The organism is Nocardioides sp. NPDC127503, from assembly GCF_040302165.1.
Lineage (GTDB): Bacteria > Actinomycetota > Actinomycetes > Propionibacteriales > Nocardioidaceae > Nocardioides.
Map to the genome: position 1 here is coordinate 32,599 of NZ_JBEORH010000009.1, position 25,015 is coordinate 57,613.

The 25,015-nt window shown below is 70.3% G+C and carries 23 protein-coding genes; 14 read left to right on the plus strand and 9 right to left on the minus strand.

Translation table 11 applies throughout. The features are described 5' to 3' along the window. The 8 genes from gcl to ABTW65_RS19905 all read left to right on the plus strand — a co-directional run bounded on the left by gcl (position 1) and on the right by ABTW65_RS19905 (position 10,198). Entirely contained in the window at positions 1–1,776 is a 1,776-nt protein-coding gene (gcl, locus tag ABTW65_RS19870; RefSeq protein ID WP_350663224.1) for a glyoxylate carboligase, read from the plus strand. A 7-nt stretch (positions 1,777–1,783) separates the two neighbouring features. Beyond that, on the plus strand, positions 1,784–2,914 hold the full coding sequence (locus ABTW65_RS19875) for a glycerate kinase (RefSeq protein WP_350663225.1): 1,131 nt from the start codon (positions 1,784–1,786) through the stop codon (positions 2,912–2,914). A gap of 118 nt (positions 2,915–3,032) precedes the next feature. Beyond that, on the plus strand, positions 3,033–3,905 hold the full coding sequence (locus ABTW65_RS19880) for a fumarylacetoacetate hydrolase family protein (RefSeq protein WP_350663227.1): 873 nt from the start codon (positions 3,033–3,035) through the stop codon (positions 3,903–3,905). Then, positions 3,902–5,260 carry an allantoinase AllB gene (allB, locus tag ABTW65_RS19885; RefSeq protein WP_350663229.1) on the plus strand — a complete coding sequence of 453 codons (1,359 nt, stop codon included), beginning with the start codon at positions 3,902–3,904 and terminating at the stop codon, positions 5,258–5,260. Before ABTW65_RS19880 ends, allB begins: the two co-directional genes overlap by 4 nt. Continuing rightward, positions 5,257–6,105, plus strand: coding sequence for a bifunctional allantoicase/(S)-ureidoglycine aminohydrolase (locus ABTW65_RS19890; protein ID WP_350663231.1), 849 nt, complete (start codon positions 5,257–5,259; stop codon positions 6,103–6,105). Before allB ends, ABTW65_RS19890 begins: the two co-directional genes overlap by 4 nt. After that, positions 6,105–6,839: an SDR family oxidoreductase gene (locus ABTW65_RS19895; protein ID WP_350663233.1), complete on the plus strand. Its 735-nt coding sequence runs from the start codon at positions 6,105–6,107 to the stop codon at positions 6,837–6,839. The genes ABTW65_RS19890 and ABTW65_RS19895 overlap by 1 nt, the downstream gene beginning before the upstream one ends. Before the next feature lie 87 nt (positions 6,840–6,926). Continuing rightward, entirely contained in the window at positions 6,927–8,930 is a 2,004-nt protein-coding gene (locus ABTW65_RS19900) for an FAD-dependent oxidoreductase (RefSeq protein WP_350663235.1), read from the plus strand. Next, positions 8,927–10,198: a class I SAM-dependent methyltransferase gene (locus tag ABTW65_RS19905; RefSeq protein ID WP_350663237.1), complete on the plus strand. Its 1,272-nt coding sequence runs from the start codon at positions 8,927–8,929 to the stop codon at positions 10,196–10,198. The genes ABTW65_RS19900 and ABTW65_RS19905 overlap by 4 nt, the downstream gene beginning before the upstream one ends. A 2-nt stretch (positions 10,199–10,200) precedes the next feature. Here the strand turns inward: ABTW65_RS19905 and ABTW65_RS19910 are convergent, their stop codons facing one another. Together ABTW65_RS19910 and ABTW65_RS19915 are read right to left on the minus strand one after the other, a co-directional pair. Then, positions 10,201–10,986: an SDR family oxidoreductase gene (locus tag ABTW65_RS19910; RefSeq protein ID WP_350663239.1), complete on the minus strand. Its 786-nt coding sequence runs from the start codon at positions 10,984–10,986 to the stop codon at positions 10,201–10,203. A 36-nt stretch (positions 10,987–11,022) separates the two neighbouring features. Then, positions 11,023–11,385 carry a nuclear transport factor 2 family protein gene (locus tag ABTW65_RS19915; protein WP_350663241.1) on the minus strand — a complete coding sequence of 121 codons (363 nt, stop codon included), beginning with the start codon at positions 11,383–11,385 and terminating at the stop codon, positions 11,023–11,025. A 78-nt stretch (positions 11,386–11,463) separates the two neighbouring features. Between ABTW65_RS19915 and ABTW65_RS19920 the strand changes: the two genes are divergently transcribed. After that, positions 11,464–12,258, plus strand: coding sequence for a MerR family transcriptional regulator (locus tag ABTW65_RS19920; protein ID WP_350663243.1), 795 nt, complete (start codon positions 11,464–11,466; stop codon positions 12,256–12,258). 12 nt (positions 12,259–12,270) lie between these two features. On the opposite strand, the gene ABTW65_RS19925 is transcribed toward ABTW65_RS19920, so the two are convergent. Both ABTW65_RS19925 and ABTW65_RS19930 read right to left on the minus strand, forming a co-directional pair. After that, on the minus strand, positions 12,271–13,569 hold the full coding sequence (locus ABTW65_RS19925; RefSeq protein WP_350663245.1) for an ankyrin repeat domain-containing protein: 1,299 nt from the start codon (positions 13,567–13,569) through the stop codon (positions 12,271–12,273). Next, complete coding sequence (locus ABTW65_RS19930) at positions 13,566–14,561, minus strand: SMP-30/gluconolactonase/LRE family protein (protein WP_350663247.1); 996 nt, start codon at positions 14,559–14,561, stop codon at positions 13,566–13,568. Before ABTW65_RS19930 ends, ABTW65_RS19925 begins: the two co-directional genes overlap by 4 nt. A 176-nt stretch (positions 14,562–14,737) precedes the next feature. Between ABTW65_RS19930 and ABTW65_RS19935 the strand changes: the two genes are divergently transcribed. Next, a complete protein-coding gene (locus ABTW65_RS19935) occupies positions 14,738–15,970 on the plus strand; it encodes a sensor histidine kinase (RefSeq protein ID WP_350663249.1) in 1,233 nt (410 codons plus the stop codon). Next, positions 15,963–16,598, plus strand: coding sequence for a response regulator (locus ABTW65_RS19940; protein WP_350663251.1), 636 nt, complete (start codon positions 15,963–15,965; stop codon positions 16,596–16,598). The genes ABTW65_RS19935 and ABTW65_RS19940 overlap by 8 nt, the downstream gene beginning before the upstream one ends. A 22-nt stretch (positions 16,599–16,620) precedes the next feature. On the opposite strand, the gene ABTW65_RS19945 is transcribed toward ABTW65_RS19940, so the two are convergent. Both ABTW65_RS19945 and ABTW65_RS19950 read right to left on the minus strand, forming a co-directional pair. Next, the gene (locus ABTW65_RS19945; RefSeq protein ID WP_350663252.1) at positions 16,621–17,868 is read right to left on the minus strand and encodes a serine hydrolase domain-containing protein; all 1,248 of its coding nucleotides are present in this window, start codon (positions 17,866–17,868) and stop codon (positions 16,621–16,623) included. A gap of 96 nt (positions 17,869–17,964) precedes the next feature. Beyond that, entirely contained in the window at positions 17,965–18,915 is a 951-nt protein-coding gene (locus ABTW65_RS19950; RefSeq protein WP_350663254.1) for a metallophosphoesterase, read from the minus strand. A gap of 111 nt (positions 18,916–19,026) precedes the next feature. Between ABTW65_RS19950 and ABTW65_RS19955 the strand changes: the two genes are divergently transcribed. After that, positions 19,027–20,193, plus strand: coding sequence for a Fic family protein (locus ABTW65_RS19955; RefSeq protein ID WP_350663256.1), 1,167 nt, complete (start codon positions 19,027–19,029; stop codon positions 20,191–20,193). Between the two features lie 116 nt (positions 20,194–20,309). Here ABTW65_RS19955 and ABTW65_RS19960 read toward each other — a convergent pair whose 3' ends face one another. Both ABTW65_RS19960 and ABTW65_RS19965 read right to left on the minus strand, forming a co-directional pair. Then, the gene (locus tag ABTW65_RS19960) at positions 20,310–20,876 is read right to left on the minus strand and encodes a type III effector (RefSeq protein WP_350663258.1); all 567 of its coding nucleotides are present in this window, start codon (positions 20,874–20,876) and stop codon (positions 20,310–20,312) included. A 334-nt stretch (positions 20,877–21,210) separates the two neighbouring features. Next, positions 21,211–21,759: a type III effector gene (locus ABTW65_RS19965; protein WP_350663261.1), complete on the minus strand. Its 549-nt coding sequence runs from the start codon at positions 21,757–21,759 to the stop codon at positions 21,211–21,213. 297 nt (positions 21,760–22,056) lie between these two features. Here ABTW65_RS19965 and ABTW65_RS19970 point away from each other — a divergent pair, with 297 nt between their 5' ends. Both ABTW65_RS19970 and ABTW65_RS19975 read left to right on the plus strand, forming a co-directional pair. Beyond that, positions 22,057–23,760, plus strand: a complete 1,704-nt coding sequence (locus ABTW65_RS19970; protein WP_350663263.1) for a hypothetical protein — start codon at positions 22,057–22,059, stop codon at positions 23,758–23,760. An 80-nt stretch (positions 23,761–23,840) separates the two neighbouring features. Continuing rightward, positions 23,841–24,728 carry a DMT family transporter gene (locus ABTW65_RS19975; protein WP_350663265.1) on the plus strand — a complete coding sequence of 296 codons (888 nt, stop codon included), beginning with the start codon at positions 23,841–23,843 and terminating at the stop codon, positions 24,726–24,728. On the opposite strand, the gene ABTW65_RS19980 is transcribed toward ABTW65_RS19975, so the two are convergent. After that, positions 24,725–24,967: a hypothetical protein gene (locus tag ABTW65_RS19980; RefSeq protein ID WP_160025614.1), complete on the minus strand. Its 243-nt coding sequence runs from the start codon at positions 24,965–24,967 to the stop codon at positions 24,725–24,727. The two genes, ABTW65_RS19975 and ABTW65_RS19980, sit on opposite strands and share 4 nt — an antisense overlap. Between the last annotated feature and the right edge of the window lie 48 nt (positions 24,968–25,015).

Below are 25,015 nucleotides of genomic sequence, written 5' to 3' on the forward strand. Positions count from 1 at the left end.
ATGGCACGCATGCGCGCGGTCGACGCCGCCGTCCTGATCCTGGAGAAGGAGGGCGCGACCCAGCTGTTCGGCCTCCCGGGTGCCGCGATCAACCCGTTCTACAGCGCGATGCGCAAGCACGGCGGACTCCAGCACGTGCTCGCCCGCCACGTCGAGGCGGCCTCGCACATGGCCGAGGGCTACACCCGGGCGAAGGCCGGCAACATCGGCGTCTGCATCGGCACCTCCGGCCCGGCCGGCACCGACATGATCACCGGGCTCTACTCGGCCTCCGCCGACTCGATCCCGATCCTGTGCATCACCGGCCAGGCTCCGGTCGCGAAGCTCCACAAGGAGGACTTCCAGGCGGTCGACATCGCCTCCATCGCCGGATCGCTCACCAAGATGGCGGTCACCGTGATGGAGCCCGCCCAGGTCCCGGGCACCTTCCAGAAGGCCTTCCGGCTGATGCGCGAGGGGCGTCCCGGCCCGGTCCTGATCGACCTGCCGCTCGACGTCCAACAGGCGGAGATCGACTTCGACATCGAGACGTACGAGCCCTTGCCGATCGCCAGGCCGGCGGCCAGCCGTGCCCAGGCGGAGAAGGCGCTGGCGATGATGCTCGAGGCGGAGCGCCCGCTGATCGTCGCGGGCGGTGGCGTGATCAACGCCGACGCCTCCGACCTGCTCGTCGAGCTCGCCGAGGTCACCGGGGTTCCGGTCGTCCCGACGCTGATGGGCTGGGGCAGCATCGCGGACGACCACCGGCTCAACGCCGGCATGGTCGGGCTGCAGACCTCCCACCGCTACGGCAACGCGACCATGCTGGCGAGCGACTTCGTGTTCGGCATCGGCAACCGGTGGGCCAACCGCCACACCGGCTCGGTCGAGACCTACACCCGCGGACGTACGTTCGTGCACATCGACATCGAGCCGACCCAGATCGGCCGGGTCTTCGCGCCGGACTACTCGATCGTCTCCGACGCCCGCGCGGCGCTCGAGGTGCTCATCGAGGTTGCGAAGGAGTGGGCTACGAGCGGCCGCACCGCTGACCGGACCGCCTGGACCGAGGAGTGCGCCGAGCGCAAGCGGACCCTGCAGCGCAAGACCCACTTCGACAACGTCCCGATCAAGCCGCAGCGGGTCTACGAGGAGATGAACCGGGCCTTCGGGTCCGGCACCCGCTACGTCACCACGATCGGTCTGTCCCAGATCCAGGCGGCCCAGCTGCTGCACGTCTACAAGCCGCGGCACTGGATCAACGCCGGCCAGGCCGGCCCGCTCGGCTGGACCCTGCCGGCCGCTCTGGGGGTCGCGACCGCCGCCCCCGACGGCCAGGTCGTCGCGCTGTCGGGCGACTACGACTTCCAGTTCCTGATCGAGGAACTGGCGGTCGGCGCCCAGTTCAACATCCCCTACATCCACGTCGTCGTGAACAACTCCTACCTCGGCCTGATCCGCCAGGCCCAGCGCGGGTTCGAGATGGACTACTGCGTGGAGCTCGCCTTCGACAACGTCAACAGCCCCGAGCTCGACGGCTACGGCGTCGACCACCTCAAGGTCGCCGAAGGCCTGGGCTGCAAGGCCGTACGCGTCACCGACCCCGCCGATCTCGGCGCCGCCTTCGAGAAGGCCAAGGCGCTGATGGCCGAATACCGCGTGCCGGTGCTGGTCGAGGTCATCCTCGAGCGCGTCACCAACGTCTCGATGGGCGTCGAGATCGACGGCGTCGTCGAGTTCGAGGAGCTGGCCGAGCGTGGGGAGCACGCCCCGACCGCGCTCGTCCCGCTGGACTGATCGCCCCATGGTCCGCGTGCTGGTCGCCTCCGACAAGTTCAAGGGATCGCTCACCGCTGCCGAGGTCGCGGCGGCGGTGAGCGCCGGGATCCGCCGGGGGAGTCCCGGCGTGGTCGTCGACGCGATCCCGGTCGCCGACGGTGGCGACGGCACCCTGGCGGCGGCCGAGTCCGCCGGGTTCGTCCTCGTGCCGGTCCGCGTGGCCGGTCCGACGGGAGAGCCGGTCGAGACCGCGTACGCCCGGCGGGACGACGTCGCGGTCGTCGAGCTCGCCGACGCTTCCGGGTTGGCGCGGTTGCCGGGTGTGCCGGATCCGATGCGCGCCTCCAGCCTCGGGGTCGGGCAGGCGATGGCGGCCGCGATCGACGCGGGCTGTCGCCGGATCGTCCTCGGGATCGGAGGTAGCGCCAGCACCGACGGCGGAGCGGGCCTGGTCTGCGGGCTCGGCGCCAGGCTGTTCACCGTTGCCGGGGACCCGGTGGGCCCGGGCGGAGCCGGGCTCGAGGAGGTCGCCCGGATAGAGGTCGACGAGCTGCGGCGGCGCCTCGAAGGGGTCTCGGTCACCGTCGCGTGCGACGTCGACAACCCGCTCACCGGTCCCACCGGTGCGGCCGCGGTCTATGGCCCGCAGAAGGGCGCCGATGCGGACCACGTACGACGGCTGGACGCCGCGCTCGGTCGCTGGGCATCTCTGGTGGCGTCGTTCACCGGGACCGATCTCCGTGGCCACCCCGGCGCCGGAGCGGCCGGCGGTGTCGGCTTCGCCGCACTCGCCCTGCTGGGCGCGGAGCTGCGATCGGGCATCGAGCTCGTGCTCGAGCTGGTCGACTTCGCCGCCGGGCTGGACGGCGCGCACCTCGTCGTCACCGGCGAGGGCGCGCTCGACGAGCAGACCCTGAACGGCAAGGCCCCGGCCGGCGTCGCCGCCGCGGCCGCACGCGCCGGCGTCCCAGTCGTGGCGGTCTGCGGGGTCAACCACCTCGACCACGACCGGCTGCAGGCGGCCGGGATCGGCGCTGCGTACGCCCTGACGGACATCGAACCCGACCGGCAACGCTGCCTGACCGAGGGCGCCGCCCTGCTCGAGCAGATCGCCGAGCGGATCGCTGCCGACCATCTCATCAAGGAGGACGCATGAGCGAGCGGCGGAATGTTCACCGAGGTAACTCGGTGAGCGCCCACTTCCTTCGTGGAGTTCCACGAGGGAACTGCAACGAGACCGAGGTAACTCGGTCAGCATCCGAGGAGGCCGCGCCATGAGACTGCTGAGTGTGGGCCTGCCGGGCCAAGAGCGCCCCGCGGCCCTGGATGACCAGGACGTACTGCGCGATCTGTCGGCCGTCGTGCCGGCGATCGACGGCGACCTGCTCGGCGACCCGGTGCGGCTCAGGTTGATCCAGGACTTGATCGCCTCGGGCAGCCTCCCCGTCGTCGCCGACGGGACCCGGATCGGGCCGCCGGTGGCCCGGCCGGGCAAGGTCGTCGGGATCGGGCTCAACTACGAGGACCACGCCGAGGAGGCCGGCGTCGCGATCCCGGACGAGCCGGTCGTCTTCCTCAAGCCCTCGACCTCGGTCGTGGGACCCCACGACGCGATCGAGCTGCCGCCGGGGTCGACGATGACCGACTACGAGGTCGAGGTTGGCGTGGTGATCGGCCGCCGGCTGACCCGGTGTGCCGACTCGCAGCAGGCCCTGGCCGCGGTCGGCGGCTACCTCACCGCCGACGACGTCAGCGAGCGAGCGAGGATCGCGGCCGGGCCGACGTGGGCGAAGGGGAAGTGTGCTGACACCTTCACGCCTATCGGCCCGTGGCTGGTCACGCCCGACGCGGTCGGCGACCCGCAGGCCCTCGGCCTGGAGCTGTGGGTCGACGGCGAGCGGCGACAGCGAGGGACGACGGCCCGGATGGCCTACGGCGTCGGTGAGCTCCTCGCGTTCCTCAGTACGCTGATGACACTCGAGCCCGGCGATCTGGTGCTGACCGGGACACCTGGCGGGGTCGCAGCGTTGCGGCCCGAGCCCCGGCCCTTCCTGCGGGAGGGGCACGTGGTCGAGGCCGAGGTGACCGGCCTCGGGCGCCAGCGGACGCGGGTGGTGGCAGTCGATGAGGCGGAGGTGAGGGTGTGAGTCGAGATCTCGATGTCGTCATCCGAGCGGCACGGATGGTGACCCCCGAGGGCGAGCGAGCGGGAGCCGTTGGAGTTCGCGACGGCGAGATCGTCGCGGTAGCGCCGATCGGGGAGGACCTGACCGCGCCCCGGGTGGTTGAGCTCGCCGACGACGTGGTGCTGATGCCCGGCGTCGTCGACGCCCACGTACACGTCAACGACCCGGGCCGGACCGAGTGGGAGGGCTTCGCCTCGGCGACCCGCGCCGCGGCCGCCGGCGGGGTCACCACGATCGTGGACATGCCGCTCAACAGCATCCCGCCCACCTGCGACCTCCCGGCGCTCGACCTCAAGCGCAAGACGGCCGCGAGCCAGGCCTTCGTCGACGTCGGCTTCTGGGGCGGGGCCATCCCGGGCAACGTCGCGGAGCTGCGTACGTTGCACGAGGCCGGGGTCTCCGGCTTCAAGTGCTTCCTGCTGCACTCAGGGGTCGACGAGTTCCCGTCGCTTGACGCCGAGCAGCTCGAGCAGGCGATGCGCGAGATCCGCTCCTTCGACGGTCTGCTGATCGTGCACGCCGAGGACGCCCACGCGATCGAGCACGCCCCCGCGGCGGGTGGCGGGGCGTACGAACGCTTCCTGCACAGCCGCCCGCGCGGCGCGGAGAATCTCGCCATCGCCCAGGTGATCGAGCTGGCCCGATGGACCGGCTGCCGCGTCCACATCCTGCACGTCTCCAGCTCGGACGTGCTGGCGATGCTGGCCTCGGCCCGCCGCGACGGCGTCCCGATCACGGCGGAGACCTGCCCCCACTACCTGACCTTCGCCGCTGAGGAGATCCCTGACGGCGCGACGCAGTACAAGTGCTGCCCGCCGATCCGGGAGGCGGCCAACCGCGAGCTGCTATGGAACGGTCTGCGTGAAGGCGTCATCGACATGGTCGTCACCGACCACTCGCCCTCGACACCCGACCTCAAGGCCCTCGACACCGGCGACTTCGGCGTCGCCTGGGGCGGAATCTCCTCGCTCCAGCTCGGGCTGTCGGCAGTTTGGACCGAGGCAAGGAGCCGCGGCTTCACCCTCGCCGACATCGCCCGCTGGATGTCCCAGGCACCCGCTCACCATGCCGGACTCGAACGCAAGGGCCGGATCGAGGTCGGCCACGACGCCGACTTCTGCGTACTCGCCCCCGACGACTCCTACGTGGTCGATGCCGCGAAGCTCCATCACAAGAACGCCGTCACGCCCTACCACGGTCGCACCCTCGCGGGCGTCGTCCGTGAGACCTGGCTGCGTGGCGAGAAGATCGACATCGAGGCCGCGCCCCAGGGCCGGCTGCTCACCCGAGTCACCCGAGAAGGAGCCCGACCATGAGCGCAGCACACAACCCTCCTGGCCGCTACTACGCCCCGACCGGCGGCCACCCGTCGCAGCGTGAGCTGACCACCGACCGGGCTGTCTTCACCGAGGCGTACGCCGTGCTCCCCCGTGGCACCATGCGCGACATCGTCACCAGCAAGCTCCCGTTCTGGGAGGGCACCCGGCTGTGGGTGATCGCCCGCCCGCTCTCGGGCTTCGCCGAGACCTTCTCGCAGTACATCGTCGAGGTCTCGCCCGGCGGCGGCAGCGACAAGCCCGAGCTCGACGCGGGCGCGGAGGGTGTCCTCTTCGTCGTCGAGGGCGCGCTGACGCTCTCGGTCGAGGGCGAGAAGCACGGCCTCACCCCCGGCGGCTACGCCTTCCTCCCGCCCGGCTCCACCTGGACGCTGCACAACACCAGCGACCAGGTCGCCCGCTTCCACTGGATCCGCAAGGCCTACCAGCGGGTCGAGGGCATCGACGTGCCGGAGCCGTTCGTCACCAACGAGGTCGACGTGCCCGGCGGCGAGATGCCGGGCACCAACGGCGCCTGGAAGACCCAGCGCTTCGTCGACCCCGATGACGTACGCCACGACATGCACGTCAACATCGTCAGCTTCGAGCCGGGCGGCGCGATCCCGTTCCCGGAGACGCACGTGATGGAGCACGGGCTCTATGTCCTCGAGGGCAAGGCCGTCTACCTGCTCAACAAGGACTGGGTCGAGGTGCAGGAGGGCGACTTCATGTGGCTGCGGGCCTTCTGTCCGCAGGCCTGCTACGCCGGTGGTCCCGACCGGTTCCGCTACCTGCTCTACAAGGACGTCAACCGGCACGCCCAGCTGAGCCGGCAGTTCACCTGATGCCGGTCGCGGTCGTCACCGGAGCAGGCTCCGGACTGGGGAGGGTGATCGCGCAGGCGCTGGACGGCGCCGGCTTCCAGGTCGCCCTGCTCGGACGTACGCAGGCCTCGCTCGAGGAGACCGCGTCGGTGATGGCGCGGTCCCTCGTACTGCCCACGGACGTCGCTTCTGCCGCTGAGGTGGAAGCGGCGTTCGCCGCCGTCGTCGGGGTGTGGGGCCGGTTGGACCTGCTGGTCAACAACGCCGGCACGTTCGGTCCGAGCGGGGAGGTCGACGAGGTCCCGCCCGAGGAGTTCGCCGCGACGCTGGCAGTCAACGTCACCGGCTCCTTCCTCTGCGCCCGCGAGGCCTTCGCCCAAATGAAGCGACAGGACCCGCGGGGCGGACGGATCATCAACAACGGCTCGATCTCCGCACACGTCCCGCGACCGGGTAGCGCCGCCTACACCACCTCCAAGCACGCGATCACCGGCCTCACCCGCGCCCTGGCCCTCGACGGTCGCGCCCACGACATCGCCGTCGGCCAGATCGACATCGGCAACGCGGCCACCGAGATGACCGCCGGCATCGCTGTCGGCGCCCGCCAGGCCGACGGCACCGTACGCCCCGAGCCGACCTTCGACCCGCAGCACGTCGCCGACGCGGTCGTCGCCATGGCCCAGCTGCCGCTCGGCGTCAGCGTCCCCACGATGACCATCCTCGCGACGGGAATGCCGTACGCCGGTCGCGGCTGACACGGACCAATCCGATTCGCCCCGGTGACCGAAGACCGGGTGACAGCGCCTCTGCGCTGATCGCCCACTTCGACACCGAGGAGCCTGATGAGCAGTCCCGACCACGAACGCCGTCGGGTGGCGGTGGTGGGCAGCGGAGTGGCCGGCCTGACCGCGGCCTACGTCGCCTCCGGCGACAGCACGGTGACGCTCTTCGAGGCCGATGACCGGCTGGGCGGCCATGCCGACACCCACCGCGTAACCGCCCCGGACGGGACCGAGCTGGCGATCGACACGGGGTTCATCGTGCACAACCGGCGTACGTATCCGACTCTGCTCCGGCTCTTCGCCGAGCTCGACGTGCCGACGCAGGTCTCCGAGATGTCGATGTCGGTGCGGTCGGAGAGTGCCGACGTGGAGTACGCAGGTGCGCGCGGGCTGCGCGGGGTGCTGCCCGACCGCCGTGCGCTCCGCCCGGCGCACCTGCGGATGCTCACCGAGATCCCGCGGTTCCACCGGGCCGCCCGGGCGCTGCTCGCCGGTGGTGAGCCCGACGATCGCACCCTCGAGGCGTTCCTGGACGAGCACGGGTTCACCGCGCACTTCCGTCGCCACTTCATGGCCCCGTTGGTCGCTGCAGTGTGGTCCTGCGATCCGGCCACGGCGCTGAGCTACCCGGCTCGCTACCTCTTCGAGTTCCTCAGCCACCACGGGATGCTGCAGGTCTTCGGCTCGCCGCGCTGGCGCACGGTCACCGGCGGGTCGGCGACGTACGTCGAGAGGGTCGCCGCCGCGATCCGCGCCCGCGGCGGCCGCGTGCTGACCTCGACGAAGGTCGTGAACGTGGTCGAGACCAACGCGGGTGTCGAGATCACCGACGGCAACGGGCGCACCGAGATCTTCGACGCGGTCGTGCTGGCGACCCATCCGGGACAGTCGCTGGCGATGCTCGGCGAGCCGACGGCGGCCCAGCGGGAGATCCTGGGTGGGTTCCCGTACTCCGCCAACCAGGCTCAGCTGCACACCGACACCAGCCTGCTGCCGGACAGCGAGCACGTCCGGGCCTCGTGGAACTACCTGGAGCGCCCGGGCCGTGGGCAGGTCACGGTCACCTACGACCTCACCAGGTTGATGCGGCTGCCGGCTCCCGGAGGCGTACGTCACCTCGTCACGCTCGGTGGGGCCGACCTGATCGATCCGGAGAAGGTCATCGCCACCATGGAGTACGAGCACCCGCTCTACACCCCGGAGTCAGTGGCGGCCCAACAGCGGGCCGACGAGCTCGACTCCGACGCGCTGGTCTTCGCCGGCGCCTGGCGTGGCTGGGGTTTCCACGAGGACGGCGCCCGCTCCGGGGCCCGGGCTGCCGAGCGGCTGGGGCTGTCGTGGACGACGCCCGCGGAGCGGCCCGGCGATGCGACAGGCGTGTATCGCACCACGATCAGCCACACCCGGCGCGGACCGCTGCGAAACCGGTTCGTGCACCGCTCCCACTGGCAGGTGGTCGATCTGGACCGGCTGCCCGATCGCGGGCCCCTCGGCCGCTTCGAGGCACGTGACCATCTGGGCGACCCCGAGCTCTCGATCCGGGAGAACCTCGCCGCGTTCCTGAAGCTCCACGACATCGACCTTGGCGATGCGCGGGTGCTGATGGCGGCCCAGCCGAGGGCCTTCGGGTTCAGCTTCAACCCGATCAGCGTCTACTGGTGCACGGCTGCCTCCGGGGAGCCACTGGCCACCGTCGTGGAGGTGCACAACACCTACGGCGACCGGCACGCCTACCTCGTCCACCCCGACGAGCGGCATCGGGCGCAGGTCGCGAAGGCGATGTACGTCTCGCCGTTCCATGGCGTCGACGGCCACTACGAGCTGACCGTGCCGCCACCCGACGGGCGACTCCGGGTCGCCGTCCGGCTGACCACCGAGGACGGGACCGTCTTCGACGCCTCCGTCCGCGGCTCCCGGGTCGAAGGGCGGTTCGGGGTCACGCTCCGCTCTGCTCCAGCCGCGCTTCTCGGCGCGGGCTGGATCCGCCTCCACGGCGTAGCGCTGTGGCTACGACGCCTACCGGTCCAGAGAAGGCCACTGCATCACCAAGAAGGAGTCCGATGAAGACCATCGAAGCCCCCATCGCCCAGACCCCGGTGGCTGAGCGCTGGCCGATGCTGCAGGAAGCGCCCAGCGGCCTTATGACCCAAGGCACCGCGGCTGCTGCCGCGACCGTCTTCGGGGCTGCTACGAAACGGCTCGGGATCAGCGTGAGCGAGGACGGCAGCCCGGCCGACATCGTGCTGCACCGGCCTGAGGAGTTCTACGCCAGGCTCAGCCGGCACGGGCTGATCGGCTTTGGTGAGGCGTACATGACCGGTGCCTGGGACGCCGCGGAGCTGGGGGAGACCCTGACCGTGCTGTGCCGGGATCTCGACGGTCTCCTGCCCGGGTGGGCCCAGCGGCTGCGTGGTGTCTACGAGCGGCGCCGTGGTGCGAAGGACCTGAACACCCCGGAGAACGCGCGTGAGCACATCGGGCACCACTACGACCTGTCGAACGAGTTCTTCGCGCTCTTCCTGGACCCGACGATGAGCTACTCGGCGGGCCTCTTCTCCTCCCTGCCCTCGACCGAAGACTTGGCGCTCGCCCAGCACCGCAAGATCGACCGGATCCTCGACGAGGCGGGAGTCGGACCTGGCACCCGTCTGCTCGAGATCGGGACCGGCTGGGGAGAGCTGGCCCTGCGGGCCGCCGCCCGTGGTGCCCAGGTCACCTCGGTGACCCTCTCCGTCGAGCAGGCCGCGCTGGCCCGGCGCCGGATCGGCGCGGCCGGTCTCGACCATCGGGTGGACGTCGAGCTGCGCGACTACCGGGCCGTGGACGGGACGTACGACGCAGTGGTCTCGGTCGAGATGATCGAGGCGGTCGGCGAACGGTTCTGGCCGGTTTACTTCGCGAAGATCGACGAGGTCCTGGCGCCGGGCGGCACCGCGGTGATCCAGGCGATCACCATGCCGCACGAACGGATGATCGCCACCCGGAGCACCGAGACCTGGATCACCAAGTACATCTTCCCCGGCGGTCTGCTCCCCTCGACCGAGGCGATCACCGACGTCACCGAGGCCCACACCCGGCTCCGGCTGCGGAGCCGGCTCTCGTTCGGCGCCCACTACGCGGAGACCCTGCGACGGTGGGACGCCTCGCTGCGTGACCACGCCGACGAGGTCCGGGGGCTCGGGTTCGACGAGACCTTCTTGCGGATGTGGCACTTCTACCTGGAGTACACCCGGGCCGGGTTCGCTGCCGACTACATCGACGTCCAGCAGCTCACCTTCACCCGGGACGAGGCCCCGGCCGACGGGGGAGCCGGTCAGGGCCTTGAGCGGTAGGGTCAGACGGTCGGGACGGTGCCGCCGTCGATCACGTACTCGGCGCCTACGATCGCCGAGGCGCGGTCCGAGACGAGGAATCCGACCAGGTCCGCGATCTCCTCGGTGTTCGCGAACCGTCCCAGGGGTACTCCTCCGAGGGAGTCGTAGATCGTCTGCTTGGCTGCCTCACGGGTGAGTCCGTTGCCCTCGGCGATCCGGTCCACGAATCGTTCGTACGCTTCGGTCTCGATTCCGCCGGGGCTGATCGCGTTGACCCGTACGCCACGCGGCGCGAGCTCGTTGGCAAGCCCCTTGCTGTACGTGCGCAGCGCAGCCTTCGCTGCTGCGTACGGCAAGGACGCGTCGAATTGGGGCAGCTCACGCTGGATCGAGGTGAAGTGCAGCACTACGCCCGACCCGGACTCGATCATCGCCGGCAGAAGGGCTCGATCCAGCCGCACCGCACCGAGGAGGTTGAGGTTCAGCTCGGTGAGCCACTGGTCGTCGGTGATGACCGCGAATCCACCGGACGGCGTGGACGCCCCTCCGACGACGTGGACCAGGATGTCGAGTGCGCCGGCCTCTGCGATGCGAGCGGCCACCGCGTCGGTGCCTTCTGCCGTCAGGATGTCCGCTTCGATGAATCGGTCGGGGTGCTCGTACCCCTCAGGCATGGTGCGCGCCGTCACGTACACGTCGGCACCCATCTCTCGCAGTCTCTCCACGACGGCCTTGCCCGAGCCCTTCGAGCCGCCCGTGACCAACGCCCGGCGACCGTCGAGACGATCGCGATCTGAGATGGACATTTCTCTCCTTTGAAGATCGAGGTGGTGCGGAGTCGGTCAGGCTGGGTGGTTGGCGATGACGAGTTCGGCGACGAGGCCATCCCGCAGCGCGAACCGGTAGTCGAGCTCGGCGATGCCACCCGGGAAGGTGCCCTCGAGCCGCACGGTGACCACCCAGTGGGCGTCATCGACGCGGCGAGCGCCGATCTGCTCGGTCGTGTACTCGAACTCGGATCCGGCGTCCCGCAGGAACGCGTGGGCTTCCTCTCGGCCCCGGAAGGTCTCGTCCTGGTCGACGATCACCACATCCTCGACGAGGAACGACGAGGCGATGTCGGCGTCGTGGGCGACGTGGGCGGCGAGGAACTCGCGCACGGTGGTCGGGAGCAGGTCGGACGGAAGATCGGTGTGCTGTGTCATGAGCCCACCATCTGGCCTCTCGGCGTGGGAGGGTCAAGCGGTGGACTCTCCCCCAGGGGGAGCGTTCACAATGAGGGGGTGCTGACCATCGGGGAGTTCTCGCGGTTGACCCACTTGAGCGTGCGGACCCTGCGTCGCTATCACGAGGCGGCCCTGCTGGAACCCGTCGTGGTGGACGAGACCACCGGTTACCGCTACTACGGCGTCGACCAGATCCCGACCGCGCAGGTCATCCACCGACTCCGCGAGCTCGACGTCCCCCTGAGCGATGTGCAACGGATCCTGCGGGCCCCCGACCCCGGTGTCCGGGCGGCCCTGGTCGCGGACCACCTGCAACGCCTCGAGGACGTGCTCGACCGCACCCGCGCCGCAGTCGTGTCACTGCGCCGCCTGCTCCGGCCAGACCCCGCGCCGATCGACGTCGAGCTGCGCGCGGAGCCCGCCCGGACGGTCGCCGCGGTGGAGGCCGTCGTCGGTCATCGCGACGTCGAGAGCTGGTACGCAGGCGCGATGGCCGAGCTGGAGGCGGCCGTCGGCACCGCCGTGACCGGACCGCCGGGCGGCAGCTACGACAACGCCCTCTTCGAGCAGGAGCGTGGTCGCGCGCTCGTCTATCTGCCGACCGCTGCGCCACCTCGCACCGGCCGTGTGCACCCCGCGATCCTGCCGGCCGCGGAACTGGCGGTCACCACCCACGTCGGCGAGCACGACGGCGTCGAGGTCACGTACGGCGAACTCGGGACGTGGGTGGTGGAGAACGCGATGTCGGTGGCCGGGCCGGTGCGGGAGGTCTACGTCGTCGGCCCTCGTGACACAAGCGATCCCGCTGCGTGGCGCACCGAGATCGGCTGGCCGGTCTTTCGTGTCACCTGAGGCGGCGGCCGATCAGCCGCCGTGCTGCTCAATACTGTGCTGTTCGATGATTTGGGCGATCTCGGTGAAGCCGCGGTTGCGGGCGTGCTCGAGCGGGGTCACGCCGTCGCGGTCGGCGATGCCCGGGTCGGCGCCGTTCTCGAGCAGGCTGCGTACGACCCGCTGCCAGCGCTCGGAACCCTCGCCCAGGATCACGGCCTCCAGAAGGGCGGTCCAGCCGAGGTCGTTGACGTGGTCGACGTCGATCTCGGTGCGAGCGACCCGCTCCACGTAGTCCGCGTGGCCGCGCTCGCTGGCGGGGATGATCGACAGGCCGCCGTAGCGGTTGCGTACGGTCAGGTCCGGGTCGACGCTGAGCAGCAGCTCGGCCATCGGGACGCTCCCGGTGACACCCGTGACCAGCCAGGGGGTGTCGTGCTGGCCGTCGAGGGCATCGGGATCGGCACCCAGGTGCACCAGCAGACGGGCCGTGTCGAGGTGGTCGTCGGTGACCGCGAGCAGGAGCGGCGTACGCCGGTTGGTGTCCCTGGCCTCCAGATCGGCGCCGCCACGGAGCGCTGCCGCGGCGGAGTCGCTGTCGCCCGACGCCGCCGCTCGTAGAAGCTGCTGGTCACCGTCGGAGACCTCGGCAGAGGCCGTACGCAGCGTCGAGACGATCGCGTCGAAACCGCGCTCCTCGGCGTGCTCCAGGGCGGTCTTCCCGTCCCGGCCCGCCTCGATCGAGAGGTCCACGCCGGCCGCGACGAGCACCCGCACGGTGTCGGCCGCATCCGGGCCGTCGTCGCCCAGGACGATCGCCTCGTGCAGGGCGGTCCAGCCCAGGTTGTTGACGTGGTCGAGGTCGATCCCGGCCCGCACCAGACGCCCGACGATGTCGGCATGCCCACGCTCGGCGGCCCGGATCAGCGCGGTGCCGTTGTAAGAGTCCTTGGCGTTGATCTCGGCGCCGTTGCGGAGGGTCAGGTCGAGCAGATCGACGTAGCCCTCGCTCGCGGCAATCAGGTAGGCGCTCTGCTGGGTGTCGTCTTCGTAGTTCACGTCCGCCCCGGCCTGGACCAGCTGACGGGCACGAGCCACGTCGTTGTCCCAGGCGGCCTTGATCAGCTCCTCGTTCATGCGCTGTCGCTCCTCGGGGTCAGGGGTGTCCCGCGCCGGCTCGGTGCCGGCGGAGGACGCGGACGATGTGGACGGGGAAGGGGACGGCTGGGCCGCCTCCTCCGGCGCCCCGGCGCAGCCTGCCAGAAGCACGGCCAGCGCCGCGGACGCCGTGACGGAGGCCGCCACCGACCGCCGCAGCGGAGTGGTGGTCATCGCGGCATCCGGGTGGTGACGATCTCGTACGGTCCCTGCGCGGTCTGCTCGTCGAAGTGGCTGTCGACCAGCAGCAGCCGGCCGTCGAGCAGCTTGCCGGTGGTGAAGACCCGGTCCGAGTCGGTGGCGCGCGAGGAGACCAGCTCCGCGGAGGTGGCCGACGGGTTCAGCTCGAGGTGGACGAGCTGCTTGTCGAAGTTGCGGACCACGGCGAGGTCGCGGCCCTGGGCGATCAGGCCGTCGGCGTTGCGCAGGTCGGCGCCGTCGGTGTCGATCTCGCTGACCTCGCCGGTGGCGATCGAGAAGCGCCACAGCTGCCCGGTGGTGCCCTGGGCGACCACGAAGGCGGAGCGGTCCTGGCTCAGCACGATGCCACCGAGGTTGAAGCCCTCGACCGTGGTGATCAGCGAGCTGCCGTCGGCCCACTCGGTGGCCTGCCAGCCGTTGGCACCCTCGGCGACGCGGATGATCGTCGGGTCGTTGGAGTTGGTGAAGTACGCCGTCCCGTCCGGCCCGATCGCGACATCGTTGAGGAACGCGTTGTTGTCGGGGACGCGGAGAGCGGCGAGCAGCTCGCCCTCGGGGCTGTAGACCCACAGGTCGGGGCGGTCGTTGCCGGTGCCGTTCGGGCCACCGGCGATGTAGACGCGGCCCTCGTCGTCGACGGTGATGCCGCGAGCGGTGTAGCGGCCGTCGGTGCCGTCACCGGCCAGCCACTCCTCGGCCTGGGCGCGGTCGGCGGAGCCGCGTTGGATCTCGCCGCCGGTGACCTCGCTGACGTAGAACCTCCCGGACTCCTGGTCCACGCCGATGCCCTCGAACTTCGAGCCGCCCTGGGCGGACGGGTCGCCCTCGAGCAGGTAGCTCGCGGGGCGGCCGTTGCCCTCGGCGGCGTTGGCCGCGGTGCCCATGCCGAGGGCGGTGAAGGACAGGGTGGCCGAGGCGGCGATGCCGGCCAAGCCGGCGAGGGCGGCGATTCGGGACGTACGCATGGTGGTGCTCCTCCGGTGTTCGGTGCTGTTGGTCGAGCTGATGCATCAACCATCGCCGTCGGAGAGGGGGCCGGACATCGGGTGACCGGCGACGTCTGGATAGCCGTTCGGCGACACCCCGGATAGCCGATCGGATGATGCCGGCCGGCCCCATCGACGCCTAGCCTGGAGCCACCATGTCGACCGACGCCGTGCCAACACCGACCCCGAGGCCCGTCGCCGGCGGGATCCTGGCCGGCCAGACGATGTTGGACCGCTGGCTGAACATCTCGCTGGTGGTGCTCGTCATCGCCTCGGTCGCGCGCTACCTGCAGGGCCACGGCCTCGGCGACCAGGCGGAGGTGGTCCTGCCCGGTGCTGCCGTACTCCTGATCGCGTACGCCGCGGGCCGCCGTCTCGCCGGCACGGCCGCGGTCGTCTGGCTGGCAGCGGTGGTCGCCTGCTGGACGGTGCTGGCGCTGATCGCGCCGTCGTTCTCGTGGGCGGCGGTGCCGCTGGTCTTCCTGGCGCTGCGGGTGCTGCCGTTCCGCTGGGCCGTGGCCGCCACGGTCTTCCTCGTCGCGGTCGTCGCGGTCGCCTGGAGCCGGATGACCGGCCTGGCCGACCCGACAGTGCTGCTCGGCCCGGTCTGCGTCGCGGTGCTCGCGGTGACCGCCTACCGTGCTCTCGAGCGCGACGCGGTCACCCGGCGCGCGCTCCTCGCAGACCTCGAGGCGGTCCAGGACGAGGTCGCCGACGCCGAGCGCCGAGCCGGTGTCGTGGCCGAGCGCGCGCGGCTGAGCCGGGAGATCCACGACAGCGTCGCCCAGGGGCTGACCAGCATCAACCTGCTGCTCCAGGCGGCCGATCAGGAGTGGGAGTCGCGCCCGGCCGACGCCCGCGACCACGTCGACCAGGCGGCCACCATGGCCCGCTCCTCGCTCGACGAGGCGCGACGGGTCGTACGCGACCTCGCCCCCACCGAGCTGACCGGAGGGTCGGCGCTGGCCACTGCCGTACGCCAGGTCGCCGACGACGTCGCCGCCACCACCGGGCTCAGCGTCCCGGTCCACGTCCACGGTGATCCGCACGAGGTCGGCGGGCGGGTGGCGACGGCCGTCGTACGCACCCTGCGGGGCGCCCTCGCCAACGTCGCCGAGCACGCCGGCGCGACCACGGCGGTCGTCTCCCTCACCTTCCACGAGGGCGGGGTCGCTCTGGACGTACGCGACGACGGAGCCGGGTTCGAACCGACCCAGCTGAAGGAGCCCGACGGGCTGCGCGGACACGGCCTGGCCGGAATGCGGGCTCGCGCCCGCCTGCTGGGTGGAGACTTGGTCATCGAGAGCGCCCCGGGCGAGGGCACGGTGGTCGCGGCCTCGTTCGCGGCCGGACAGACAGCATCTCAGGGGGAGGAACGTCGTGGCTGAGCAACGCATCCGGGTGGTGCTGGTGGACGACCATCCGGTGGTCCGGGCAGGCGTACGCGCCCTGGTGGACGCCCAGGACGACCTGGACGTGGTCGGCGAGGCGGCCGACTCGGCCCAGGCCGTCGCGGTAGTCGGCGAGACCCAACCGGACGTCGTGCTGATGGACCTCAGCCTCGGCGACGGACCGGGCGGCGCGGAGACCACCCGGCTGGTCCGCGAGCTGCCGTCGCCGCCGCACGTGCTGGTGCTGACGACCTATGACACCGAGGCCGACGTCCTCGAGGCCGTGGACGCCGGCGCGGCGGGCTACCTGTTGAAGGACGCGCCGCCCGACGAGCTGTTCCGGGCCATCCGCGGCACCGCACGAGGCGAGACCGTGCTGGCCCCGTCGGTCGCGACCCGGCTGCTGCAACGGGCCGCCTCGCCGGTGCCGAAGGTGAGCCCGCGGGAGGTCGAGATCCTGCGGCTGCTCGCCCGGGGCCTGGGCAACAAGGAGATGGCCCGCGAGCTCCTGGTCAGCGAGGCGACGGTCAAGTCCCACCTCTCCCACATCTACACCAAGCTCGGCGTCGACACCCGAGCCGGTGCCGTCGCCACGGCCATCGAGCGCCGCATCCTGCGGCCCTGACGCCGGGCGACGGCACCCAGCATCAGCAGGTCGCCAGCAGCATCGGCTCGAGAAGCAGACCCAGGTCGTAGATCGGGTCGGTGCTGTCCCAGTTGCGACCGGTCCAGCCGAGCGTGATCTGGCGGGTGCCGTCCGGTGAGCCCCAGCTGATCGACTGCGCACCCATGTGGGCGCCGTCGTGGCCGTAGAGGTACTCGCCGGGGTTGCACGGGTCGGCAACCCGGTAGATCCCGAACCCGTACTCCGGGTCGGCGCTGCCCGAGATCGGCGGCAGCATCTTCTCGACCGAGGCCGGACTGACCAGTTGGCCGGTGAGGAGCGACTCGTTGAGGTCGGCGAGGTCCTCGGTGGTGCTCGTCGCAGCACCGGCGGCGTGGAAGATGCTCGGGTGCAGGTCGGTCATCGGCCGCCAGCGGCCCTCGTAGTGGCCGGCGTCCTCGAGGAACGGGCCGCGGTTGCGGGCATCGGTCGGGTAGGCGCTCTGACTCATGCCTGCGGGTTCGAGCACCCGGTCGCGTACGAGATCCTCGATCCGCTCCCCGGTCTCCTTCTCGAGCATGACCCCGAGCGCGACGTAGCCGTAGTTTGAGTAGGAGAAGTCGGTGCCGGGCTCGAAGAGCCAGCCGGCGCCGCGCATGAAGGCGAGGTGCTCGGCCTCGGAGTAGTACTGGCCGAGCGCGTCGATCAGCTGGTCCCACGAGGTCGGGTCCTCGACGCGGTCGAAGAGGATCTCCTCGGGCCCGCGCGGAGCGCCGGAGGTGTGGTTGAGCAGGTGCTTGATCGTGACGCCGTCGGGGAACGTGCCCGGGAGCAGGTCGTTGGCGGGCGTGTCCAGGGTCCAGCCGCCGCGTTCGACCTCCTGCATCACCAGGGTCGCGATCAGGGTCTTGGTGTTGCTGGCGACGTGGAACCGGTCGCCGGGCCTGACCGGCTTCTTCTTCCCGACCTCGCGTACGCCACCCGCCCCCGACCACTCCAGACCGGGCGTCTCGACCCGGGCGGTCACGCCCACGGCACCATCGTCGATGAACGCGTCGACGGCTCGGTCGAGGTCGGCGGCGGTGGGATTCGCCGACCGGGCCCGGAGACCATGCCGCTCGCCGGCGGCCCGCTCGGCGATCGCGGTCGCCTCGCGGGTCAGTGCGGTCGGGTCCGGCGCGACCGCCGCGGGCCCGGGATCAGGCTCGGCGTACGCGGCCGGCACGGCCGTCAGAGGGAGGAGCACCGCGGCGATCGCTGCGGTGCCCGTGCGGACGATGGTCCGAGACATGGCTGCTCCTGTCGTCGTTGACGTTTCGCAGCAATCGTTCCGGGCCCGGACGTACGCCCGCATCAGCCTCGAGTCGGAGATCGAGGCGTTCCTTGGTCAGTCTCGAAGCTGACGCCGCAGGGCGCGAGCGGCCTTGCCCTTGCGCGAGAAGAGGTCGCGGCGCTCGGCTGGGGTCATCGGGGCGAGCTTCTCGAGGACCGCTGAGGGGAAGCCGGCGACCTCGGGGGCCTCGCCGATCGGCACGGTGGTGTGGACGACCGGGGCGCCCGGCACGCCGCCGACGCCCTCGTCGTAGAGGTGGACCAGCGAGATCGCCTGGTGGCCGTCGACGGAGGCGGAGTAGCGGTCGAGGGTCGCCGGCGCCGAGGTGTAGCAGCTCGCGGAGGCGACCGAGACCGGGATACCGGCGAAGGTGGTGAAGGTCGAGTAGTGCAGGTGACCTGCGAGAACAGCGCGTACGTCGGTCCCCGCCAGCACCTGAGCGAGCCGGTCCTGGCCGTCGAGCTCGATGATCACGCTGGCCTCGTTGAGGGGGAGCGGGACCGGCGGGTGATGCATCGTGAGCAGGGTGCCGTGCGGCGCCGGCTCGGCGAGCACCTCGGCCAGCCAGTCCAGTTGCGGCTCGGTGATGTCGCCGTGGTGCCAGCCGGGAACGGTGGTGTCCAGGGCGATGATCCGCAGCCCGTCGATGTCGTAGACCCGGTCCTGCGGCGCGTCCGAGGCCTCCCCGAAGAGCACCTCGGAGTAGACCTCGCGCTCGTCGTGGTTGCCCATCACCCAGATGATCTCGGCGCCGAGGTCCGCGGCGACCGGCTCGACCTGCTTCCGGAGACGTACGTAGGCGTCGCGCTCACCCAGGTCGGCGAGGTCGCCGGTGAAGACGATCGCCTGCGGTGGGATCGTCATCCCCCGCAGCCGATCCAGCGCACGCTCGAACCCGGGGTTCGGGTCGACCTTGCCGAAGATCCGCCGGTCCCCGGCGTAGAGGTGGGGGTCGGAGAGGTGGGCGATCGTATGACGTGGAGAGGGATACTGGCCGAACTGCACGGTCCCCAGCGTAGGACCGACTTGGAAGTTGGCAAGGAACTCCCAACCGGGCCTTGGAAGTTCCCGTCAACTTCCAACTCAAACCACCCCTGAGTGGTAAGTTTGCCGGTCATGGATCCGGAGAGATACGACGCTCCGCAGTTCGGCAGGGCGACGCGCGAGCCGGGGAACAAGTGGGCCTACTGGTACTACCGACCCGCCCACATCCCGCGTGACCTGCCGTTACAGCCGCTCACCGTCAAGGCGCTCTCGGACGCCGACGCTGCGTTGGGGCGCCTTCAGGGCGTGAGTGCGCTGATCCAGGATCCCGAGCTGCTGATCGGGCCCTACCTGACCCAGGAGGCGGTCGCCTCCTCTCGGATCGAGGGCACACAGACCTCTCTGGAGGAGGTCCTCCAGGACGAGGTCAGCGGCCAGGCGACCAGGAGCGAGGACGTCGCCGAGGTCAAGGCGTACCTCGCCGCGACCCGCCAGGGCTTCGAGCTCATCAAGAGCTGGCCGCTCAGCCAGCGGCTCGTCCTCGAGCTCCACAAGACCCTCCTCACCGGTGTCCGGGGCCAGGAGCGCCATCCCGGTGAGTTCCGGCGGACTCCGGTCTGGGTCGGCTCGCCGACCGACAACCCCACCACAGCCGCGTACGTCCCACCCCTCCCGCCCGACCTGCCCGAGTTGATCGCCGACTGGGAGGCGTACGTCAACGTCCCCGACCTCAGCCCGACGCTGGTGCGGTGCGCGCTGATGCACTACCAGTTCGAGACGATCCACCCGTTCCTCGACGGTAACGGGCGCATCGGGCGGCTGCTGATCAACCTGATGCTGATGGAGGAGGGGCGGATGACCACGCCGTTGCTCTATCTCTCGGGCTACATCGAGGCCCACCGCCAGACCTACTACCAGCGGCTGCAGAGCGTCCGGGAGCGCGGCGAGATGCAGGAGTGGCTGCAGTTCTTCCTCACCGCGGTGCGACGCTCGGCCGAGGACGCGTCGACCAGGTCTGAGCGACTGGTCGCGCTCCGGGAGAGCTATCTCGACGAGGCCGCCACCTCGCGCGCCAACCTGTCCGGGCTGGTCACGCTGCTGTTCGCCAACCCCTACCTGACCGTCAAGCGTGTCGAGGACGCGACCGGCCTGACCAACCAGGGTGCGCGCAACCTGATCCAGGACGCCGAGCGGCGCGGGTGGATCGGGGCCGCCGGCCGCTCGGGCCGCGGCGGCCGGCACTACTGGATCGCCAGGGCTGTGATGAACGTGATCGAGGAGCCGCTGGCGTACGACTGAATCCGGCTGAAAACGTGCAGGTGGCCCCGGCTGTGCACGTGTGCACGCCCAGGGCCACCTGTGTGACGTTGCCGAGCAGTCGGTAGGGGGTGATCACTCGGCCATGGTCATGTTTCTCAGAAGGTGCCGAGCGCCAGCGGGTTCGGGACCTGGTCGACCGGGAGGCCGTCGAGAGCCGGGTTCTCCATCGGGAGCAGGAAGGAGACCTGGTCCATCTCGCTGTCGGACAGCTCGGACGGCATGGCGCCGCCCATGATCTTGTCCATCACGATGCCGGGCGCACCGACGTAGGCGCCGGAGACGACCATGGCGGCACCGTTGCCGACCTGGTGCGCGCCACCGTCCCAGTTCACCCAGGCCTTCTTCTGCGCCGGGCTCAGGTCAGAGCCGGTGGCACCCATCAGGATCAGGCCCGGGGCGCCGACCCAGGCGCCGGAGACCATGCGGGCCGCGCCGCCGGTCGCCTGACCAGCGCCGCAGATGAAGCCGGCCCAGGCCTTCTGGCTCGAGGGCGAGAGGTCCGAGGCACCGGCGGAGTTCTCCTTGATGCACTCGGCCTCGGTGCGCTTGTGGTGCTCGTCGCCCGGAGCCGCCGTGGCGGTGCCGGCGGTCAGTGCGATGGCGACACCCGAGAAGGCGGCGACGGCCGCGGTGCGGCGGAGCAGCCCTGTCATCTTGTTCATTTCGTACCTTTCATCGATCAATTCGAATTGAAACATCACGCACGGACGCGCCCCCGGATCGATAACAAGTGCATCGATACGTTCGCATCCGGGAAATGATGCTAAGAGGATCAACGGCCGTCATGCCAAGTCGACACGGCTGTTTTCATGTCAACTAGTGACGAATGAAATGTAATGACGTAATTTTCGCCAACCTGCAACGTTCTTGTCTGAACGCGCGTAAATGCGCAGATGGCCCGGTCGTGCACGAGTGCACGGCCGGGGCCATCTGGGGGACGGCGCCGATCGGATCGTGGTGGGAGCTACGCCCGGTCGGCAGCAGTCATGTCGCCGCTCAGAAGGACCCGAGGGGAACCATCGGGTTCGGGATCTGCTCGGTGGGAACACCGTCGAGCGCCGCGCTGTCCTGCGGGATGAGGAAGGTGACCTGCTCGAGCTCGGCCGGCGACAGGTCGCTCGGGGTCGCCCCGCCCGCGATCTGGTCGAGAATGATGCCCGGGGCACCGACATAGGCGCCGGCGACCATCATGGCGGCACCCTCGCCGATCTTGCGCCCACCTTCGTCCCAGTTCTCCCACGCCGCCAGCTGCTCCGGGGTCAGCGGGGCGCCGGTGGCGCCGGCGAGGAGCAGGCCGGGGGCGCCGACCCAGGCACCGCTGACCATCTGGGAAGCGCCCTCGGTCACGTAGGAACCGCCGAGGATGAAGTCCTCCCAGGCCTTCTGCGACGAGGGGGAGAGGTCGGAGGGCGTCACGCTGGTGGCGGCCGGCACCTCGACGTCGGCCGGGGCGGCCACGGCCGCTCCGTTGGTCAGCGCGAAGGCGACACCCGAGAAGGCGGCGACGGCCGCGGCGCGGCAAAGCAGCCCTGTCTTCTTGCTCATTTCATACCTTTCGTCGTCAATTCGAATTGAGCGCAACGCGGTCTATATGTCGGCAACGTTCGAGTCGACACGTCCACGTGCGCTCCACGACGCTAAGGACACTCAGCGATATGAGGTCCGAGCGACACGGCATGGCGATTACCAAGTCAACGTAAACGTTCCATACTGCCTGGTAATACCGTGCGGGGCTGGGTTAATCGCTTCTCGCAGCGTGCTGATCACGCTAGATTGCCGCGTCCTCTTCTCGGGACCCCCACTTAGAAGGCCTCGATGAGCTCGGCAACGTACGCACCTGTGATGGCTGATTCCGGTCGGCAGAGGAAGGGCGGCAGGATCGTCCTGTCGGTGCTCCTCGGACTGCTCGGCGCCCCACTCCTTCTCGTCGGAGCGGGTCTGGCCATCGCGGCCGGGCCCGACGATGTGGTGATGGGCAAGGAGACCCCGATCGCGCAGGGTGCGGCGTACTCCACGCCGGAGGCGTTCGCCTTCGACCGGCTCCCGGTCACCGTACGCGTGGAGGCGATGGGGGAGGCGTACGTCGGTGTCGGCAACCCGGTCGACGTCCTCGATGTCGTCAAGGGCACCAAGGCCGTCGAGATCGCCAAGACCCCGCTGACCAGGGTCAGCGACGCGGCCGGCTCAGGGAAGGAGGTGCCGGATGCCTCGCAGGCGCCGTGGTGGCACGAGAAGGTCTCGGGCTCCGGGACCCAGGAGCTGAACGTGACGCTCACCGGCGAGCCGGTCTCGTTCCTGGCCGCGAGCCGGGACGGTGCGCCGATCAAGCTCGCCTTCGGATATCGGATCGATGGGATCTTCGCGGTCTCGCTGGGCATCGCGGGTGTCGGTGCGCTGCTGCTGGTCGGCGCCGTCGTCCTGCTGGTGACCAGGAAACGTGAGCGCCCGGACGAGTGGCAGCCGCCGCGGCCGCCGGTTTCGTACGCCCAACCGCCCCACCCTGCCCAGCCGACCTACCCGACCCAGCCGGCCCGTCCGGTCCTGACGGGGCCGATGGGGCCGGCGCCGACTCGCCCAGCCATGCCGCGCCCGCCGACCGGCGGGCTCTACCGCCGCCTGGCCATGGCGGCCGGGATCGGCGTAGTGGCCTTCTCGCTCACCGGGTGCTCGATGCCCGCGTCCGTCGAGCTCGAGCAGCCGAGCAAGGTCTCGTTGCGGACCGATGACGTCGGTGTCGTGATGCGGGACTGGAACGCGCGCAACAACGAGGCCATCAGGGCCAACGGGCGCGGGAAGTGGAAGGTCGAGGCGTGGGACCAGGCCGCCACTGGTCCCGTGCTTGCGATGTTCCAGGCCGTGACGGTCGCGGCCAAAGCCACCGACTTCAAGCAGCGTCCGCGCACCTTGAACCTGGACCCGGGCCGGGTCTGGTCGGTGCAGCGGGGCGAGTATCCGATGTGGGCCATCGTGGAGATCGAGGGCGGCGGCAGGAGGCCCGCGCTGGCGGTCTACGAGCAGCAGGACGCACTCTCGCCCTGGAAGCATCGTGTCGAGGTCAAGGTCAAGGCGAGCGACATCCCCACCGAGGTCGAGGGCGCCGCGCCGGTCTCCGCCGCGGATGCGAAGCGGGTCCAGGACGTCGCCGACAAGATCGACGCGTACCTCGGCAAGCCCAAGAGAGCCGGGGGTCTCGCCGGGCTCAAGAAGCTCCGGGCACCGCGGCGGGAGATGGACGCGTACGTCGCGGAGATGGGTGTGGACACGGTCAAGACGACTGTGGAGCCATTCGATGAGACCGGACCCCGGATGGTGCAGACGCGCGAGGGCGTGTTCGCGATGCTGGAGTTCACCGTCGACAGCATCGTCGGTGGCCAGGGCACCGAGTGGGAGTGGAACCCGCCCTTCGACGAGTTCCGCAGCCAGGCCGGCGAGAACCTGTCGATCCGAACAGCGGTGATGGTCGCGGTGCTGGTGCCGAAGGACGGCGACCCGTCGGTCCTCGGGGTCGAGTACGGCGAGATCCTGGGCGAGAAGGTGAAGATCTGACCCTCAGGGTTCATCCGCTGATCGCACGATGCTCGCGTGAGCGGCGGATGGGCGTTCCTCTCGGGGCCTAGCGTCGAAGCATGGATCATGCTGCGGCCGTGAGCCTGGCCATCGGCGCATGCGTCCTCTTCTCGCTCTCCGCTGCGGTCCAGCAGCGCGCCAGCGCGCTCGCGCCCGGCCGCAGCGGCGGGATCGCCGGCGTCGAGCAGCTGATGCTGGCGCTGGTGCGCAACCCGCTGTGGGTCACCGGCGCGGTGATCAACGCGATCGGCTTCGGCGTGCAGGCGGTCGCGCTCCACCTGGGGTCGGTCTCGGTGGTGCAGTCGGTGATGCCGACGCAGCTGCTCTTCGCGCTCGTCTTCGCCTCCATCGCCGCCCGCCACTGGCCGACGGTCGCAGACTGGGTCAGCGGGGCCGCGATCTGTGGCGGCGTGATCCTGCTGGTCACCGACGACCATCGCGGCGGCACCTATGCCGACGTCGGCCGGGTCGCCCTCTTCGCCGGGTGTGTGGCGGTCGTGATCTGCGTACTCCTGCTTGTGGCGCACCGGTTCCCGCCGCCGATCGCGGCGGCGACCACGGCGGTCGCTGCCGGCTGCTCGTTCGCGACCACCTCGGTGCTGCTGAAGATCACCGCCGACCGGGCCGCCGCCGACGGTTTCCTCGGGCTGCTTACGTTGCCCGCGTTCTACGGGCTGCTGTGCACCTGCGGCCTCGGGATCGTGCTCACCCAGGCGGCCCTCGCCGCCGGCCCGCTGCCCTGGGCGATGGCGGCCATGACGATCACCAACCCCACTGTCTCGTACGTCGCCGCGGTGGTCGCCTTCGGAGCCTCCGCGCCCACGCTGTGGGTCGCGGTGAGCGCCGGGGCGTTGCTGGTCACTGGGATCGTCGGGCTCGCCCGGTCACGGTCGGCGGGGAAGTGGACGCCCGCCCAGCACGACCGAACCGAGATCCGGGTGTCCTAGCGGTCCTGCATCGATCGCGGCCACGAGCGCCGCCTGGTCGACCTGGGCTTGAGGTGCTCGGGCAGCGCGCTGATGTAGGGCGCGGCATGCCGGCATTCACCACAGGTGACGTCTCGATAGTCGTAGGAGGTCAGCGGATCTTCTCCGTACGCCCGACACACCGGACCGAAGGAGTCGGCGAAGTGTGTCTGCTCCGGCGTCACCGGCTTCACCGCGGCCTGGGTGGTCAACTCGCTCATATGCCCCTCATATGGTCATTGGCATGGAATACCAGGATGGCGACGAGA

Bases quoted from the DNA above. Each gene is read 5' to 3' on its own strand.
- ABTW65_RS19925 (WP_350663245.1), bottom strand. From the start codon at position 13,569: ATGACCACCACTCCGCTGCGGCGGTCGGTGGCGGCCTCCGTCACGGCG.
- ABTW65_RS19965 (WP_350663261.1), bottom strand. From the start codon at position 21,759: ATGAGCAAGAAGACAGGGCTGCTTTGCCGCGCCGCGGCCGTCGCCGCC.
- ABTW65_RS19910 (WP_350663239.1), bottom strand. From the start codon at position 10,986: ATGTCCATCTCAGATCGCGATCGTCTCGACGGTCGCCGGGCGTTGGTC.
- ABTW65_RS19890 (WP_350663231.1), top strand. From the start codon at position 5,257: ATGAGCGCAGCACACAACCCTCCTGGCCGCTACTACGCCCCGACCGGC.
- ABTW65_RS19960 (WP_350663258.1), bottom strand. From the start codon at position 20,876: ATGAACAAGATGACAGGGCTGCTCCGCCGCACCGCGGCCGTCGCCGCC.
- ABTW65_RS19880 (WP_350663227.1), top strand. From the start codon at position 3,033: ATGAGACTGCTGAGTGTGGGCCTGCCGGGCCAAGAGCGCCCCGCGGCC.
- ABTW65_RS19915 (WP_350663241.1), bottom strand. From the start codon at position 11,385: ATGACACAGCACACCGATCTTCCGTCCGACCTGCTCCCGACCACCGTG.
- ABTW65_RS19930 (WP_350663247.1), bottom strand. From the start codon at position 14,561: ATGCGTACGTCCCGAATCGCCGCCCTCGCCGGCTTGGCCGGCATCGCC.
- ABTW65_RS19975 (WP_350663265.1), top strand. From the start codon at position 23,841: ATGGATCATGCTGCGGCCGTGAGCCTGGCCATCGGCGCATGCGTCCTC.
- ABTW65_RS19955 (WP_350663256.1), top strand. From the start codon at position 19,027: ATGGATCCGGAGAGATACGACGCTCCGCAGTTCGGCAGGGCGACGCGC.
- ABTW65_RS19895 (WP_350663233.1), top strand. From the start codon at position 6,105: ATGCCGGTCGCGGTCGTCACCGGAGCAGGCTCCGGACTGGGGAGGGTG.
- ABTW65_RS19970 (WP_350663263.1), top strand. From the start codon at position 22,057: ATGGCTGATTCCGGTCGGCAGAGGAAGGGCGGCAGGATCGTCCTGTCG.
- ABTW65_RS19875 (WP_350663225.1), top strand. From the start codon at position 1,784: ATGGTCCGCGTGCTGGTCGCCTCCGACAAGTTCAAGGGATCGCTCACC.
- ABTW65_RS19980 (WP_160025614.1), bottom strand. From the start codon at position 24,967: ATGAGCGAGTTGACCACCCAGGCCGCGGTGAAGCCGGTGACGCCGGAG.
- ABTW65_RS19900 (WP_350663235.1), top strand. From the start codon at position 6,927: ATGAGCAGTCCCGACCACGAACGCCGTCGGGTGGCGGTGGTGGGCAGC.
- gcl (WP_350663224.1), top strand. From the start codon at position 1: ATGGCACGCATGCGCGCGGTCGACGCCGCCGTCCTGATCCTGGAGAAG.
- ABTW65_RS19905 (WP_350663237.1), top strand. From the start codon at position 8,927: ATGAAGACCATCGAAGCCCCCATCGCCCAGACCCCGGTGGCTGAGCGC.
- ABTW65_RS19935 (WP_350663249.1), top strand. From the start codon at position 14,738: ATGTCGACCGACGCCGTGCCAACACCGACCCCGAGGCCCGTCGCCGGC.
- ABTW65_RS19945 (WP_350663252.1), bottom strand. From the start codon at position 17,868: ATGTCTCGGACCATCGTCCGCACGGGCACCGCAGCGATCGCCGCGGTG.